This window comes from Blastococcus sp. SYSU D00695 (assembly GCF_054050555.1).
Map to the genome: position 1 here is coordinate 1 of NZ_JBJGZP010000050.1, position 13073 is coordinate 13073.

At 77.9% G+C, this 13073-nt stretch carries 20 protein-coding genes; 14 read left to right on the top strand and 6 right to left on the bottom strand.

The annotated features are described in order from the left end of the window. Positions 1-1780: thiol reductant ABC exporter subunit CydC (cydC, locus tag ACI781_RS18800; RefSeq protein ID WP_456567657.1), on the top strand; the 1780-nt coding region annotated here is incomplete at its 5' end. A gap of 34 nt (positions 1781-1814) precedes the next feature. Here cydC and ACI781_RS18805 read toward each other — a convergent pair. Continuing rightward, positions 1815-2453: a hypothetical protein gene (locus tag ACI781_RS18805; protein ID WP_456567658.1), complete on the bottom strand. Its 639-nt coding sequence runs from the start codon at positions 2451-2453 to the stop codon at positions 1815-1817. Positions 2454-2472: 19 nt separating this feature from the next. On the opposite strand from ACI781_RS18805, the gene ACI781_RS18810 reads away from it, so the two are divergent. From ACI781_RS18810 to ACI781_RS18820, 3 genes are all read left to right on the top strand, one after another. Then, complete coding sequence (locus ACI781_RS18810) at positions 2473-2766, top strand: hypothetical protein (protein ID WP_456567659.1); 294 nt, start codon at positions 2473-2475, stop codon at positions 2764-2766. A gap of 125 nt (positions 2767-2891) precedes the next feature. Next, positions 2892-3284: a nuclear transport factor 2 family protein gene (locus ACI781_RS18815; RefSeq protein WP_456567660.1), complete on the top strand. Its 393-nt coding sequence runs from the start codon at positions 2892-2894 to the stop codon at positions 3282-3284. A gap of 157 nt (positions 3285-3441) precedes the next feature. Continuing rightward, positions 3442-4176, top strand: coding sequence for a GAF and ANTAR domain-containing protein (locus tag ACI781_RS18820; RefSeq protein WP_456567661.1), 735 nt, complete (start codon positions 3442-3444; stop codon positions 4174-4176). 1 nt (position 4177) lies between these two features. Here ACI781_RS18820 and ACI781_RS18825 read toward each other — a convergent pair whose 3' ends face one another. Beyond that, positions 4178-5080 carry an SDR family NAD(P)-dependent oxidoreductase gene (locus ACI781_RS18825; RefSeq protein ID WP_456567662.1) on the bottom strand — a complete coding sequence of 301 codons (903 nt, stop codon included), beginning with the start codon at positions 5078-5080 and terminating at the stop codon, positions 4178-4180. 10 nt (positions 5081-5090) lie between these two features. Beyond that, positions 5091-5492, bottom strand: a complete 402-nt coding sequence (locus tag ACI781_RS18830; protein ID WP_456567663.1) for a hypothetical protein — start codon at positions 5490-5492, stop codon at positions 5091-5093. Positions 5493-5536: 44 nt separating this feature from the next. Here ACI781_RS18830 and ACI781_RS18835 point away from each other — a divergent pair, with 44 nt between their 5' ends. The 4 genes from ACI781_RS18835 to ACI781_RS18850 all read left to right on the top strand — a co-directional run bounded on the left by ACI781_RS18835 (position 5537) and on the right by ACI781_RS18850 (position 7445). Beyond that, entirely contained in the window at positions 5537-5965 is a 429-nt protein-coding gene (locus tag ACI781_RS18835; protein WP_456567664.1) for a DUF6157 family protein, read from the top strand. Positions 5966-6006: 41 nt separating this feature from the next. Next, entirely contained in the window at positions 6007-6276 is a 270-nt protein-coding gene (locus ACI781_RS18840) for a DUF2277 domain-containing protein (RefSeq protein ID WP_456567665.1), read from the top strand. Positions 6277-6354: 78 nt separating this feature from the next. After that, positions 6355-6894 carry a hypothetical protein gene (locus ACI781_RS18845; protein ID WP_456567666.1) on the top strand — a complete coding sequence of 180 codons (540 nt, stop codon included), beginning with the start codon at positions 6355-6357 and terminating at the stop codon, positions 6892-6894. Beyond that, positions 6891-7445: a PGPGW domain-containing protein gene (locus ACI781_RS18850; protein WP_456567667.1), complete on the top strand. Its 555-nt coding sequence runs from the start codon at positions 6891-6893 to the stop codon at positions 7443-7445. Before ACI781_RS18845 ends, ACI781_RS18850 begins: the two co-directional genes overlap by 4 nt. Positions 7446-7489: 44 nt before the next feature. Here ACI781_RS18850 and map read toward each other — a convergent pair whose 3' ends face one another. Beyond that, a complete protein-coding gene (gene map, locus ACI781_RS18855; RefSeq protein ID WP_456567668.1) occupies positions 7490-8272 on the bottom strand; it encodes a type I methionyl aminopeptidase in 783 nt (260 codons plus the stop codon). A 153-nt stretch (positions 8273-8425) separates the two neighbouring features. Between map and ACI781_RS18860 the strand changes: the two genes are divergently transcribed. The 5 genes from ACI781_RS18860 to ACI781_RS18880 all read left to right on the top strand — a co-directional run bounded on the left by ACI781_RS18860 (position 8426) and on the right by ACI781_RS18880 (position 11261). Then, entirely contained in the window at positions 8426-8965 is a 540-nt protein-coding gene (locus ACI781_RS18860) for a DUF6328 family protein (RefSeq protein WP_456567669.1), read from the top strand. A gap of 209 nt (positions 8966-9174) precedes the next feature. Further along, positions 9175-9924: an ATP-binding cassette domain-containing protein gene (locus ACI781_RS18865; protein WP_456567670.1), complete on the top strand. Its 750-nt coding sequence runs from the start codon at positions 9175-9177 to the stop codon at positions 9922-9924. A 34-nt stretch (positions 9925-9958) separates the two neighbouring features. Beyond that, the gene (locus ACI781_RS18870; RefSeq protein WP_456567671.1) at positions 9959-10399 is read left to right on the top strand and encodes a GNAT family N-acetyltransferase; all 441 of its coding nucleotides are present in this window, start codon (positions 9959-9961) and stop codon (positions 10397-10399) included. 72 nt (positions 10400-10471) lie between these two features. After that, complete coding sequence (locus ACI781_RS18875) at positions 10472-10822, top strand: hypothetical protein (protein ID WP_456567672.1); 351 nt, start codon at positions 10472-10474, stop codon at positions 10820-10822. Positions 10823-10841: 19 nt separating this feature from the next. Further along, a complete protein-coding gene (locus ACI781_RS18880; RefSeq protein ID WP_456567673.1) occupies positions 10842-11261 on the top strand; it encodes a MarR family winged helix-turn-helix transcriptional regulator in 420 nt (139 codons plus the stop codon). Between the two features lie 98 nt (positions 11262-11359). Here the strand turns inward: ACI781_RS18880 and ACI781_RS18885 are convergent, their stop codons facing one another. Beyond that, entirely contained in the window at positions 11360-11923 is a 564-nt protein-coding gene (locus tag ACI781_RS18885; RefSeq protein WP_456567676.1) for a DM13 domain-containing protein, read from the bottom strand. Positions 11924-12043: 120 nt separating this feature from the next. On the opposite strand from ACI781_RS18885, the gene ACI781_RS18890 reads away from it, so the two are divergent. After that, positions 12044-12325: a DUF427 domain-containing protein gene (locus ACI781_RS18890; protein WP_456567674.1), complete on the top strand. Its 282-nt coding sequence runs from the start codon at positions 12044-12046 to the stop codon at positions 12323-12325. On the opposite strand, the gene ACI781_RS18895 is transcribed toward ACI781_RS18890, so the two are convergent. Continuing rightward, the gene (locus ACI781_RS18895; protein WP_456567675.1) at positions 12322-12747 is read right to left on the bottom strand and encodes a hypothetical protein; all 426 of its coding nucleotides are present in this window, start codon (positions 12745-12747) and stop codon (positions 12322-12324) included. The genes ACI781_RS18890 and ACI781_RS18895 overlap by 4 nt on opposite strands. Positions 12748-13073: the final 326 nt, after the last annotated feature.

Consider the following 13073-nt stretch of genomic DNA (forward strand, 5'->3'; position numbering starts at 1 on the left):
TACTCCGCCGAGATCGGCGATCTCGGCGGTATCAGCGGCTGATGCCGCCGAGATCGCCGATCTCGGCGCGCGGGGGGACGGCGTCAGGGGTCTTGGCGCGCGGGGGGACGGCGTTAGGGGTCCCGGCGCGCGGGGGGACGGCGCGACCGGGCGGGGCTGGCCGCGGGCGGCGCTGCTGCGGGCGGTGCTGGCGGGAACGGCGTCGGCAGGTGCGGGCGTCGCGCTGACCGCGGTCTCGGGCTACCTCATCGTCCGCGCCGCGGGGATGCCGCAGATCCTCACGCTGCTGGTGGCCATCGTCGGCGTCCGCTTCTTCGGCATCGGCCGGGCCCTGCTGCGCTGGCTGGAGCGGATGGCCGCCCACGACGCGGCGCTGCGACAGGCGGCGTCGCTGCGGGTCCGGGTGTGGCGGGCGTTGGCGAGGCAGGGCATCGCCGCGGACCGGACGCCGGGCAGCGCGCTGGCCCGCGTGGTCGGCGACGTCGGGCTGGTGCAGGACCTGTCCGTGCGGGTGCTGCCGCCGGCACTGGTCGCGGGCACCGTCACGGCCGGCACCGTCGCCGCCCTCGCCCTGTTCTCCCCCGCCGCCGCGGCCGCCGCGGGCGCCGTCCTCGCCGCGACCGCGCTGGCCGTCGTCGGGGCGCACCGCCGCCTGGACCTCGGCGCGGCCCGGGTGGAGGGCGAGCTCCGGGTGATCGCGCTGCGGGAGACGACGACGGTGCTCACCGGCGCCCCGGACCTGCGCGCCCACGGGCTGGCCGCGCGCACCGCCGCCGACCTGGCCGCGGCCGGCCGGGACCGCGGGGACGCCGCGACCACCGCGAGCCGGGCCGCCGCCCTGGGCACGGCCCTCGTGGCGCTGGGCACCGGCGGCGCCGCGATCGCCGCGGCCGCCGTCGCCGCGGCGGAGGGGCTGGCCGGCCCGACGGTCGCCGTCCTCGCGCTGGCGCCGCTGGCCCTGGCCGAGCCGCTGGCCGGACTGGTGTCGTCGCTGCAGCGACGCGGTGCCCTCGCCGACGCCCACCAGCGCCTGGACGCCGTCCTCACCGCGCCGGTGGCCGCCGACCCGGCCGGTCCCCGTCCCGCCCCCGCTCCCGTCCGCGACCTGTCCGTGGCGGCGCTGCGGGCCGGCTGGCCCGGCGGCCCGGACGTCCTCGCCGGGGTGGACGCCGCGGCCGGCGCCGACGGCGGCTGGCTGGTCGTGCGCGGGCCCTCCGGGTCGGGCAAGTCGACGCTGCTCGCGGTGCTCATGGCCGCGTTGCGCCCCCGGGCGGGCCGGTACGAGCTCGGCGGCGCGGACACCGCGGAACTGGCCGGCGACGACGTGCGCGCGCGGCTGGCGTGGCTGCCGCAGGACGCCCACGTGTTCTCCTCCACGATCCGGGCCAACCTGGCGCTGGCCGCGCCCCGCGGGGAGCTGAGCGGGGACGCCGGCGAGGCCCGGATGCGCGCCGCGCTGACCGCCGCCGGCCTCGGCGGGCTGCTGGCCACCCTCCCGGCGGGCCTGGACACCGCCGTCGGGGCGGGCGGGACGGCGCTGTCGGGCGGCGAGCGGCGTCGCCTGGCCGTGGCGCGGGCGCTGCTGGCCGACCGCGACGTCGTCCTGCTGGACGAGCCGACCGCGCACCTGGACCCGCCGACGGCCGCGGCCCTGGTGCGGGACCTGCGCGGGGCGCTGGGCGGGCGGGTCGTGGTCTGCGTCACCCACGACGACACGCTGGCCGGCCCCGGCGACCGGGTCCTCGAGCTGCGGCACACCGCCCCGGCGCCGGTCGGCTGACGCCGCGGCAGCGCCGAGGAGCAGGGCGGGACCGTCAGGCGGCCGGGACGTCGACCGGCACCTCCGGGCCCAGGGTCGCGCCCTGCAGCAGCGGGAGGTGGTCGCCGGACCAGAAGCTGCCCGGGTCGTACCAGTTGCGCGGCCGGTCGGCGGGGAGCAGCCCCATCGCCGCGTAGGTGGTGGCCACCAGCTCGGCGCAGAAGACCGTCTCGGCCGCGGTGCCGCGGCGCAGCCGGCCGTTGACCCAGCCGGCGACCAGCCCGCGCGTGGTCGGGAACGGCCGGCCGTCGAAGCGGGCGACGGTGCGCAGCACGGCGTCCTCCATCTCCGCGGTCACCCCGCCGTCGTCGGCGGGGCCGACGAGCTGCCGCAGCCAGGCCGACTGCCCGTAGCGCTGCCGCCAGGTGGTGACGGCGTCGGCCAGGTCGTGCAGCTGGACGCCGCGCTGGTGCTGCCCGGTCCAGACGTCGGGCAGTGAGCGGCCCAGCTCGGCGTGCCACAGCAGCGGCGGCAGGTCCTCCAGCACGACCGCCATCCCCACGTGGTTGACGGGGGCGTTGGTGACCGCGCGGATCGCCCGGTCGGCCAGCGAGGCACCGCGGAACACCCAGACGTCGCCGGTGCGGGTCAGCTCGACGGCCTCGCTCAGCGGGAGCGCACGGGGCGGGGGCACGCGGCTACGTTAGGCGACCGTGGCCCCCCGCACGCAGGTCAGGAAGCCGGTTCTCAAGCTGCTCGGGCTCGCGGGCCTGGCCGGGGTCGCCGCGACCGGCGCCGTCCTGGTGCGCGACGAGCGGCAGCGGCGCGCGTACTCCGCCGACGACGTCCGCGCCCGGCTGCACGAGCGGCACGCCGCGCTCGCCGCGGTCCCGGACGACCCGCCGGCTCCCGCGCCGGAGCCGACGTCGTCGTCGCCGCTGCGCCGCCTGCTGGGCCGGGTCCCGCTGCGGGACCTGCTCGACCGCCTCCCGCTGCGCCGCCGCTGACGGCGCGGGCGCGGCCGCCGACGCTCGGCCACCGCCACTCCGCACGGGGTCCGGGGGCGCTTCCGGGGCCCGGCGGCGGGGTCGACCCTGTGCCGCGCCACGGGGGACGACCCGAGGAGGACCGCATGTCCGAGCACCCCAACGTCGCGCGTCTGCGGGAGGGTTACGAGGCCTTCGGCAAGGGCGACTTCGCGTTCCTCGACGACCTGTTCGCCGAGGACATCCGGTGGACCGTGCCCGGCCGCAGCCAGCTGGCCGGCACCTACGAGGGCCGCCGCGCGGTCTACGACATGTTCGCCCGGCTGTTCGAGCTGACCGAGGGCAGCTTCCGGGTGGAGCCGCGGACGATCCTGGCCGACGACACCGACGGCGTGGTGGTGTCGACCACGACGGCGCACCGGGGACAGCGGTCCATCGAGGTCGTCAGCGTCCAGTTCTCCCGGCTGCGGGACGGCCGGGTCGTGGAGTTCGGCGAGGCCAGCACCGACCAGTACGCCGTCGACGAGCTGATCGGCTGAGCCCGGCCCGGCGCCGGCCGTCGTCCGCGGCGGGCGGGCCGACGCCGGGAACACGCAGGTCGCACCGCGCGACCGGCCCGTCGGCGTACGTCGTAAACTGCACGAGGTCCAAGGGTGGGCCGCCTCAGGCCCCGTCCCGCTCAGGAGCAGCACGACCGTGGTGGACACCCTCGGGAGCACGCCTGCTCCCGGAGACGCCGACCTCCTCGCCATCCTCGCCGCCGGCGGCGACCTCAACGCGTTCCTCGCCGACCTCGTCCGGCTCGCCGCCCGGCAGACGCCCAGCGCGCAGGCGTGCGGGCTGACCCTCGCGCGCAACTCGGGCGGGGTGACGGTCGCCTGCACCGACGAGCTGGCCGAGCGCGCCGACGAGCGTCAGTACCAGGTCGACGACGGTCCCTGCCTGCAGGCGATGCGCGAGGGCGTCGTCGTGCGCGTCACCGACATGGCCTCCGAGGACCGCTGGGGCCCCTACCCCGGGCTGGCCACCCAGGTCGGCGTCCGGTCGTCGCTGTCGCTGCCGCTGGTCGTCGCCGACCGCAGCCGCGGGGCCCTGAACCTCTACGCCACCTCGCCGGACGCGTTCACCGACGCCGACGAGGCGACCGCCACCCGGTGGGCGGCCCAGGCCACCGGCGCGCTCGCCGTCGCGCTGCGCATCGCCGACGGCGCCGACCGCGCCGAGCAGCTGCTGGGCGGCATGGACACGCGCACGACGATCGGCCAGGCCGTGGGCCTGGTGATGGCCCAGGAGCGGTGCAGCGCCGAGGAGGCCTTCCGGCTGCTCACCCTCGCCTCGCAGCGGCGCAACGTGAAGCTGCGCGAGGTGGCGGCCGGCGTCGTCGGGTCGTTCGAGGCGGGCCTGCCCGAGGGCGGCCCGCGCCGCTGGTGAGTCAGATCCCGCGCCAGCGCCCGTCCGTGGCGTTCGCCTCGGGGCGCGACCGGAACACATTGCCCTCGGTCGGCTCGCGCCGGTCGTCGGAGGCGAGCGCGAAGACCCTCAGCAGCGGGCCGACCAGGGCGTCGTAGACGGCGGGGAGCAGCCGGAAACCGGCCACCACGACCGGGTTGGCGACGCCGGAGTGCACCAGCCGGCGCGGCCGCTCGAGCCGGGCGAGCACGGCCCGCGCCACCCGGTCGGCCGAGTAGACGGGGATCGGCGGGCGGCCGGCGCGGCCGGCGTACGTGGCCCCCTGGTAGTAGATCGGGGTGTTCACCCCGCCGGGCGCGACCGCCGAGACCGAGATGCCGGGCGCGTCGCGGACCTCCTGCTGCAGCGTCCGGACCAGCCCCAGCTGCCCCCACTTGGCCGCCACGTAGCTGCCCATCAGCGGCGCGCTCACCTCGGCCAGCAGCGAGCTGACGACGACGAGGTGACCGCTGCCCTGCCGCCGGAACACCGGCAGCACCGTGCGGGCGAGGTTGGCGGTGCCGTGCAGGGCGGTGTCGACGACGGCCTCGTAGACGCGCCGCGGCACGTCCTCGACCCGCCCGTACGCCATGACCTGCGCGGCGTGGACGACGACGTCGAGCCGGCCGAACCGGGCGACCGCGGTGTCGACGGCGGCGGTCACGGCGTCGGCGTCGGCGACGTCGGCCGGGCACACCAGCACCTGCGCGGCACCGGCCTCCCGCGCCTCGCGGGCGGTGTCCTCCAGCGCCTCCCGGCCGCGGGCGAGCAGCAGCAGGGCGCTGCCGCGGCGGGCCAGGCGCAGGACGCTGGCCCGGCCGATGCCGCTGGACGCGCCGGTGACGAGGACGGACAGGGGCGCGGACTGCTCCGCGGGGCCGGTCATGGCTCCTGCCCTACCCGGCCGCGCCGTCCCCACGCGGCAACCGGTCCAGCAGCCACCGCGGGCCGGCCACCGCCGTCCCCGCCGGCAGCCGGGCGCGCAGCCCCCGGTCGGCGGTCACCACCAGCAGCGGTCCGGCCGAGCCCGCGGCCTCGGCGGCCAGGGCGTCGTCCCCGCTGCCGGCGGCGCGGACCAGCCGCACCCCCGGCGGCGCCTCGACCCCGCGCGCCGCGCCCTCCACGACCGCGACCAGGCCGGTGCAGGTGAACGGCTCGCCGTCCGGCCCGGGCAGCTCGCGGCCGGGCAGGGCCGCCAGCCGGGCCAGCAGCCGCGTAGTCGCGCCCGCCCGGTCCCGCCACCAGCCGTCGGGGCGGGAGCCGAGCACGTTGGCGACGTCGACCAGCAGCACCGTCACCGCGCTCCCCCGTCCTGTCGGATCCCGGCCCTACCCTGCCGGTCGTGGAGAAGGTGGACTACGTCGACACGTTCATCGCCGTGGCCGAGGACTGCCCGGCCGAGGCCGGCACCGTCCCGCCGGGGACGGCGCGCCCGTCGGTGGCCGCGCTGAGCCACGCCCTGCTCGACGGCCGGCCCTACGAGCTCACCTCGGCCGACGTCCTGTTCACGGTGCACGCCGACCGCGCCGGCATCCCGGAGGAGGAGCGGCCCGCCGCCCGGGAGGCGTTCTTCGCCCGCAGCCAGGCCTGCCTGCGGGCCTCCCCGCTGGGCAAGCGCTACGGCTGGGGCCTGCACGCCGACGGGCAGGGCCGGCTGGCGCTGGTGGGCCGGGAGACGCCGGAGTACGCGGAGCTCGCCGCCGGCCGTGTGCCCGGCGGCGGCGCGCCGGTGACCGTGGTCCGGGCGATGCGCAGCGCGCGGGCCCGCTGAGGGGCTCCCCAACGGCGAGGCCCGCTCCTACAGTCGCCGGCATGTGCCGCAACATCCGCCCGCTGTCGAACTTCGCGCCCCCGGCGACCGACGAGGAGATCTCGGCGGCGGCGCTGCAGTACGTGCGCAAGATCAGCGGGACGACGAAGCCGGCCCGGGTGAACACCGAGGCCTTCGACCGGGCCGTGGCCGAGGTGGCCGCCGCCTCCGCCCGCCTGCTGGATTCCCTGGTCACCACGGCGCCGCCGAAGGACCGGGAGGTCGAGGCGGCCAAGGCGCGCGCCCGGGCCGCGGTCCGCTACGGCAGCTGACACCGGTCGGTCGCGCACAACGGGCATGGGCCGGACGGGCGGCGGGTAGACGCGGGGCTCCCCAGCTCAGGAGTCCCCATGGCCCGCAACACCCTGTCCCGGTCCCTGCACGACCTCGGCCTCGCGGCCTGGTTCGGCGGCACGCTGGCGAACGCGGTCGCCCTCAACCCGGCGGCCGGCGAGGCCTCCGGCGGCAGCACCGGCGCCGTCGCGAACGCCGGCTGGAACCGCTGGACCCCGGTCAACGCCGCCGCGATCGGCGCCCACCTCGTCGGCAGCGTCGGCCAGCTGGCCGGCAACAGCGGCCGCGTCGCGCAGCAGAAGGGCGTGGCGGGCATGTCGGTGCTCAAGACCGCGCTCACCGCCGCCGCGCTCGGCGTCACCGCCTACAGCCGCGGCCTGGGCCGGATCGTCGACCGCGGCGGCGCGGTGCCCGCGAGGTCGGGCACCAAGCCCAGCCGGCGCACCCGGGCCGACGTCGCGGCCGCGCAGGAGCAGCTGGACCGGCTGCAGTGGGTCGTCCCCGCGCTCACGGGGCTCCTCGTCGCCCTCAGCTCCTACGCCGGGGAGCAGCAGCGGCCGGGCGAGGTCCTGCGCGGCACCGTGCAGAACCGGTGAGCACGCCGACCGCGGGGAGGGCGTCCACGCCCCGCAGCACCCACGGCCGCGGTGTCACGTTCGAGGGCAACACCGTCGACGGCAGTCCGCCCGGCGACTCGCACCCCTCCGCCTCCGGCCGGTCCCCCGGCGCGACGGTCTGCCCGGACTGCACCGACGGGCTCGGCAAGCCCAAGCCCGTCGAACCCGGCTCGTTCCGCGACCGGGTCCGGCACAACAGGCCGGTGTACCTCGCGTGGCGGATCGGCGTCTTCGTCGCCGGGTTGCTGCTCGTGCTCCTCGGGGTGGCGCTCACCGCGCTGCCCGGGCCGCTCACCATCCCGCCGGTCCTGCTGGGGCTGTGGATCTGGTCGACCGAGTTCGACTGGGCCCGGCGCTTCTTCGCGGTCTTCCGGCGCAAGGCCACCGAGACCTGGGAGCACGCCCGTCAGCACCCGGTCAGCTCCGCCGTCGTCACGGTCGGCGGGCTCGCGCTGGCCGCCGTCGCCTTCTGGGCGGTCGGGCACTTCCAGCTCGTCGACCGGGCCACGTCCGCGCTCGGCCTCGGCTGACCGCGGGTGCGGCGGCGCCGGACGCCGGCGCCGCCGCACCGACGTCAGACGGTGGTGAGGACGACCGGCCCGTCGTCGGTCACCGCGACGGTGTGCTCGACGTGCGCGGCCCGCCGGCCGTCGGCCGTGACGACCGCCCAGCCGTCCCGCTTGTGCTTGTAGCGCTCCCCGCCGGCCAGCAGCATGGGCTCGATCGCCAGCGTGCTCCCTGCCTGCAGCCGGACCCGGTCCAGGCCGGCCACGGGCTTGTTGGGCACGAACGGCGGCTCGTGCATCGCCCGCCCGATGCCGTGGCCGCCGTGGTCGGGCAGGTGCGCGAAGCCGTACCGGCGGGCGACGCCGTCGATCGCCGTCGCCACGTCGAGCAGCGTCGCGCCCGGCACCGCCGCGGCGATGCCGGCGGCCAGCGCCTCCTCGGTGGCCTGCACCAGCCGCGCGTCCTCCGCCGCGGGGTCCTCGCCGACGAGCACGGTGATCGCCGCGTCGCCGTTCCAGCCGTCGACGATCGCGCCGCAGTCGATGCTCAGCACGTCGCCCGCGTGCAGCCGCCGCCCGCTGGGCCGGCCGTGCACCACGACCTCGTTGGGCGACAGGCACAGCGCGCCGTTGTAGGCCGTGGGCGCCCAGGCCGGCTTGTAGCCGAGGAAGGACGACGTCGCGCCCGCCTCGCGGATGCAGGTCTGCGCCAGGTCGTCGAGGTCGCGCAGCTTCACGCCCGGGACGGCGGCGGCCCGCACCGCGGCGAGCGTCTCGGCGACCACCCGCCCGGCGTCCCGCATGGCGTCGAGCTCGAGGGCCGTGCGGGGGGTGAGGGTCGTCGTCTCCACGGCGTCCACGGTACGAGAGCGCGGACCGACGCCCGGCGAGCGTCGGGCCGCCGACCGCGGCGGCGGCCACCCGATCGGGGCGCGCGGGTGAACTCCCGGTGTCCGCCGGGCATATCCCGGACCCCGGTCCCGGCGGGAGACGAGGAGCGCGCCATGGCCACGAAGCAGCCGGCACAGGACCGCCACGACGAGGGCCATGACGCGGGCCATGACGCGGGCCACGACGAGGGCCATGACGAGACCCGGGCCGAACGCGTCGACCGGGAGCTGATGGAGCTGCTCAACGAGCTGCGGGTCGCCCTGCCGGGTGTGCAGTTCCTGTTCGCCTTCCTCCTCGTCGTCCCCTTCCAGCAGGGTGGGTCGCGGATGACGGACTTCCAGCGGGACGTCTACTTCGTCACGCTGGTCGCGGCCGTGGTGGCGACGGCGCTGCTCATCGCGCCGGCCGCCCAGCACCGGGCGCTGTTCCGCCAGCACGACAAGGAGGCGCTGCTGCGCCGCAGCAACCGCAACGCGTTCCTCGGGCTGACCGTGCTGGCCGCCGCGATCGTGTCCGCGGTGCTGCTGGTGACCGACGTGCTGTTCAGCCTCACCCAGGCGGTGGTGGCCGCCGCGCTGGTCGCCGTGCTGCTGGGCTGGCTGTGGATCGGCAGCCCGGCGGTGCAGCGGGTCCGGGGGTCCCGCGCCGGCTGACCGCACGTCGGCGACCGGGCCCCGTCGCCGGCCTCTGCGGGTGTCTCCCGCGCACTACGGGTCCTGCAGCACCGCCAGAGCACGAGGAACGCCCGCAATCCCCGCATCGTCCCGGCCGAGAGCGGCGGCGGTGAGTTCCGGGCGCCGGCGGCGTCTGTCTGTCGTACCCGCCCGGCGCCCGCCGGCGGACCGGCCGAGGAGGTGGGCGGGTGGCGGCCCACGCCGGGGAGGCAGGGCAGGGCTGCGGGGGTGCCGCCGGCGCGCCGGCCGTCGAGACCGAGGGCCTGGTGAAGCTGCGCGGCGGCACCCGCGCGGTGGACGGCGTGAGCCTGCGCGTCCCGCCCGGCAGCGTGCACGCGCTGCTGGGCGCCGACGGCGCGGGACGGACGACGACCCTGCACGTGCTGGCCACGCTGCTGCGGCCCGACGGTGGCACGGTCCGCGTCCTGGGCCACGACGTGACCACCGAGGCCGAGCGGGTGCGCACCCGGGTCGCGCTCACCGGGCGGTGCGCGTCCCTCGACGAGGCCGCGACCGGCGCGGAGAACCTGCTCCTGCTGGCCCGGCTGCTCGGCTACTCCCGGCCGGCGGCCCGGCAGCGCACCGACCAGCTGCTCGCCGCGTTCGGGCTCCTCTCCGCCGCCGGCCGGCCGGTGCGCGCCTACCCGGGCGGCCTCCGCCGGCGCCTGGACATCGCCGCGAGCATCGTCGTCCGCCCCGAGCTGGTGCTCCTCGACGAGCCGACGCGCGGGCTGGACCCGGTGAGCCGCCGCCAGGTCTGGGAGGTGGTGCGGGCGCTGGCCCGCTCCGGGACGACGGTGCTGCTGGCCACCCGGTCGGTCGAGGAGGCCCACCGGCTGGCCGACCGCGTCTCGGTGCTGGTCCGCGGCCGGGTGGTCGCCGAGGGCTCGCCCGCCGAGCTGAGGGCGACGGCCGGGCGCGGAGCGGTCTCCCGGTGACCCGGCCGTCGCGGGCGGCGGCTACAACGGAGGCGTGACCCCGCCGCTGCTGCGCACCGCCCGCTTCGCCGACCTCACGCCGTTCGAGGTGTACGCGCTGTGCCGGCTGCGGGTCGACGTCTTCGTCGTGGAGCAGCAGTGCGCCTACCCCGAGCTCGACGGCCGGGACGTGGAGCCCACGACGCTGCACCTGTGGGCGGACGTCGACGGCGCGGTCGCCGCCACCATCCGGGTGCTCGACGACGGCACCACCCGCGCCATCGGCCGGGTCGCGACCGCCCCCGCGCACCGCGGCGCGGGCCTGGCCGCGCGGCTGATCGAGGAGGGCGTCGCCCTGTGCGCGGGGTACCCGATCACGCTCGGCGCGCAGGCCCACCTGGAGGGCTGGTACGAGCGCTTCGGCTTCCGGCGCAGCGGGCCGGGCTACGACGAGGACGGGATCCCGCACGTCCCGATGCGCCGCGAGGCGGCCTGAGCGGTCGGCGCGGCTCCCGGGGACACACCGCGGGTCCCGCCCCGCCTCCCCGGCGCCGGGCAGGATCCGCACGTGGACGCACCCGACTCCCGGCCCACCGGGGACCCCGCCGCCCTGCTCCGGGCCGCCGCCGACCGGCTGGAGGCCCTGGCGGCCCGCACGACGGCCGGGGACTGGCGGCCGGCCGGGCTGCTGGCCAGCCGCCCGGAGATCGTGGCCACCCGGGCCGACGGCAGCACCGAGCACGTCGCCGAGGCACGCGCGGCGTCCGCCGCCTGGATCGCCGTGCTGTCCCCCGCGGTCGCCCCGCCGCTGGTCGCCGCGTTGCGCGCCGCCGCCGGACGGCCCGCCGAGGCCCCCGAGCTGGTGGCCCTCGCCGCCGTCCTCACCGACCGCCTCCCACCGTTAGACATCGAAGCCTGAGACGTCTAACGTCCGCCGGGTGAGCGAGCCCGGGGTCGGCGACCTGGTCCTGCGCACCGCCCGCGTCCTGGCCCGCGGCCTCGACGAGGCGCTCACCGCCGCCGGCGGCAGCGCGTCCACCTGGCAGGTGCTGCGCGCCGTCCGGACGTCGGAGGCGCGTACCCAGGCCGAGCTCGCGGCCACCGTCGGCGTCCGGCAGCCGACGCTCACCCACCACCTCGACGGCCTGGAACGGTCCGGGCTGGTGACCCGCTGGCGCGACCCGGACAACCGGCGCGTGCAGCGCGTGCTGCTCACCCCGGCCGGGGAGGAGCTGTTCGTGCGGCTGCGCCGGGCCGCGGCGGCCTTCGAGGGCCGGCTGACGGCGGGCCTGGAGGACGACGACCGGCGGGCACTCCGCCGCCTGCTCGGCACCCTCGCCGACAACAGCGCCGACTGAGTCCGGCAGCGATGTGCGGTGGTGGCGGGTCTCAGCGCCGGAACCCGCCACCACCGCACATCACCGATGCCGCCGAGCGTCGCGGCCGGACGTGGGCCTCAGGCGGTGACCGGCACCAGGTCGGCCGCCCCGAACGCCGCGTCGAACCGGTCGCACCAGATCACGACGCTGGTGTAGGCGCCGGCGTCGACCCCCGCCGGCACGACGTAGTTCTGGTCGCCGACGTTGCCCTTGAGCGCGCCCAGGTCGACGGCGACGTCGTCGAAGGCGGCCTCGGTGCCGTCCGCCGGGTTGGCCGACAGGTACACGTACAGCGCCGGGCCGTTGGAGGTCTCGAACCCCTCGAGGCGCACGATCACCTGCCCGTCGGGCAGCCGCACCAGCCGGGCGGTGCCGACCGTCTCGTGCTCGCGGGACACGAACGTGCCGGTGGCCAGGTCGACGGGCCCGGCCGGCACCGGCGGCGCGGACGGCGTCGCGGTGCTCCCGTCGCCGCCGCCCGACGCCTGCTCGTCGCCGCCCGGGGCCGCGGCCGAGGGCAGCGCCTCGGACACCTCGTCGTCGTACAGCAACTTCTGCGGCTGGAACCACACGAGCACGAAGGCCGCCAGGGCGACCACCGCCACCGCCGCCGCCAGCCAGATCCAGGCCCTGCGCCGCATCGCCACGGCGGGGCAATGTAGACGGCCGGCCGCCCGCCCGGGGGCGTCCGCGGCGCGCCGATCGCACGCACCGCCGGCACCCCCCGGCAGGCCGCGCGGGGCCGGGAGACGATCGGGCCCATGACCACTGCGACCTGGAACGGCGCCGTCATCGCCGAGTCCGACGACATCGTCACCGTCGAGGGCAACGCCTACTTCCCGCGGGAGGCCGTCCGCGACGACGTGCTCCGCCCCTCCGCCACCCGCACGACCTGCCCGTGGAAGGGCGAGGCGTCCTACTTCTCGCTCGAGGTCGACGGGAGGACCAACCCCGACGCGGCCTGGTTCTACCCGCAGCCGAAGACCGCCGCCGCGGAGATCACCGGCCGGGTGGCGTTCTGGAAGGGCGTCGAGGTCCGCTAGCGCCGCGGGCGGGCGCCGGCGAGGTCGCGGGCCGAGGCCGCGTCCTGCGGGTCGAGCAGCCGGCTGCGCTCCTGGCGCTCGATGAGCCGGTGGTAGACCGTCCACGCCTCGTCCGGCGCCACGTCCAGCGCGGCGGCGATCTGCTCCCAGCCGGCGCCGCCGCGCAGGGCGGCTCGGATGCCGATGAGCTGGCTGTCGCGGGCCTTGCGGGCGATGACCTCGCCCAGGGCCAGCAGCTCCAGGGACTCCGGGACGTCGAGGTTGGTCTCGGTGTCGCGGATCGCGCTCCAGTCGTCGGGATCCTCGGCGGCGACGCTGTTGAGCGTGGCGGCGCCGCTGTCGCGCCGGCTCAGGAAGTCCAGCCGGGTGGCGGCGGTGGTCAGGGAGAACTCCCGCTCGAGGGCCTCGGGGGTGATCTGCATGGGCACCACCTTCCCCCGGCGGGGCCACCGGCAGCGAACCGGAGGCGGTGCGACCCCGGACACGCTGCGGGCCCGCACCCGGTGCAGGTGCGGGCCCCCCGACGGTGAGCGGCGACGATCCGCCGTCCGTGTCGACACGGCGACGGGTCGACAGGGCGATGGGTCGACAGGGCGATGGGTCGACAGGGCGCCGGGTCGACCGCGGGGGGGGGGGGGGGGGGGGGGGGGGGGGGGGGGGGGGGGGGGGGGGGGGGGGGGGGGGGGGGGGGGGGGGGGGGGGGGGGGGGGGGGGGGGGGGGGGGGGGGGGGGGGGGGGGGGGGGGGGG